Raw genomic sequence first — 1,689 nt, 5'->3', positions numbered from 1 at the left:
CTCTTTTCGGTCTCTGCATAATGTAATCTTTTGAAGTTGGACTTCCTAACTCTTCATCACTCGTCATCATGAGCACGATTTTTTTATTTAAATGTTTATTCAAATCTTTTAAACTTTGAATAGCATAAAGAGCTTGGACAATGCCGCCTTTCATATCAAACGTTCCTGGGCCATAAGCTTTACCATCTCTTATTTTGAATGGCATGTCTTCTAACGTTCCTTCCGGCCAAACCGTATCAAAGTGTGTAACGATTAGAAGCTGGCGTTCCCCTTCACCCCATTCAGCTCGAATGTGTGAAGAATACTCGTCACTTGGGAGTTTCGTATAAGTGCCACTTGTCATTTCGATGAATTTTTCGCTTAAATAATCACCCATTTTCTCAGTTAAATGCGGTTCACTTGATGGTGATTCAATTAAAACTAACTCTCGTAATAACGACACCATCTCGCCTTCTTTGTCTTGCAAATATCGGACTATGTCATCCATTCTATCTTGTTCCTCCGTTGTTTTTACATTGTGTATCAACTTTTATATTTTTCAAGTCTATTATACACTTTTTGAAAGAAAATCGTTAGGGGAGATTTTTCCTTGGAAACTTGCAACCTCGACAAATCCCGTGTCGTCTAATAAGTAAACGAAAGGAGGTTGGGTATGTCGGTCTCACAACTTCAAGCATTGCAAAAAGAAACGATCACTGAACAAGATCGTATTGAGCTTCTTGATTACTGCATGAAACATTACGGCCATGACGTCAAACGGGTCGTCTACTCCTATGTTCAAAACGACGACGATGCTGAAGATGTCACTCAAGAAGTATTTATATCGGTTTACCAAAAGATTGATCAATTTAATCAAGATTCGCAGCTTAAAAGTTGGCTTATCCGTATTGCCATTAATAAGAGTAAGGACCATCTAAGATCGTTTAAATACCGTCAGCAACGGTTAAAAGATAAACTGCTTCAATCTCTTAAAAAAGAATCTATCGAAACAACAACACCAGAAGATTTGTCTATTCAAACTGATGAAAATAAACAATTAATTAAACAGATCTATGAACTCCCCACAAAGTATAAAGAAGTCATTATTTTATATTACTTTGAACAATTCACAGTAAAAGAAATAGCTAACATTTTGAAATCGAACGAAAACACTATAAAAGCAAGACTAAATAGAGGAAGAGATCGCCTAAAAACCATCATCGAGTCAGGAGGTGGCGACCATGGATGAAAAAATGAAGCAATTAAGAGAAATTTATAAAAACGGAACAAGTTTTAGCCAAAAGGAGCGTCATGCGGTTATGAGTAAAGCTAAGCACGAGTCTTCTAATAAGTCAGGTGGTCCATTGTTTCCATTTAAAATAGCTATTCCACTAGTAGCAACACTAATCATTGCGTTTGTTATTTTCGCTAGCAATGATGGCGGACCGTTATTTCAACCTACGACAGAGAGCCCAGGAGAAGAACGAGATGAACAAGAACCAATAACTGATGGAGAACCTAGTATTGAAGGGTATGTTATGAAATCTGAAGATGGTCGAATTTTAATTGTTGAACCTAGAAACAAGGATACCAGTAGCTACACAGCAGTATGGTACTCTGATTATGACTCAGATATAGAAATAGGACAAAAAGTAAAAGCTTGGCATTCAGAACAAGAAGATTCAGAACCTCCACACGCTGTTCCTGAGC

3 protein-coding genes are annotated in these 1,689 nt (G+C 37.1%); 2 read left to right on the top strand and 1 reads right to left on the bottom strand.

The genetic code is table 11. The features are described 5' to 3' along the window. Positions 1–487 (bottom strand): M20/M25/M40 family metallo-hydrolase (locus A194_RS0116170; protein ID WP_017187818.1); only part of this gene is annotated, 487 nt, incomplete at its 3' end. 165 nt (positions 488–652) lie between these two features. Here A194_RS0116170 and A194_RS0116165 point away from each other — a divergent pair. Both A194_RS0116165 and A194_RS19005 read left to right on the top strand, forming a co-directional pair. After that, on the top strand, positions 653–1,228 hold the full coding sequence (locus A194_RS0116165; RefSeq protein ID WP_017187817.1) for a sigma-70 family RNA polymerase sigma factor: 576 nt from the start codon (positions 653–655) through the stop codon (positions 1,226–1,228). Next, on the top strand, positions 1,221–1,689 hold a 469-nt coding region (locus A194_RS19005; protein WP_040403276.1), incomplete at its 3' end, for a DUF3221 domain-containing protein. The genes A194_RS0116165 and A194_RS19005, both read left to right, overlap by 8 nt.

The sequence above is a fragment of the Alkalibacillus haloalkaliphilus C5 genome (assembly GCF_000269905.1).
Classification (GTDB): Bacteria; Bacillota; Bacilli; order Bacillales; family Alkalibacillaceae; genus Alkalibacillus; species Alkalibacillus haloalkaliphilus_A.
The sequence above is the reverse complement of the archived record's forward strand: the minus strand, read 5'-3'. Positions and strand labels throughout refer to the sequence as shown.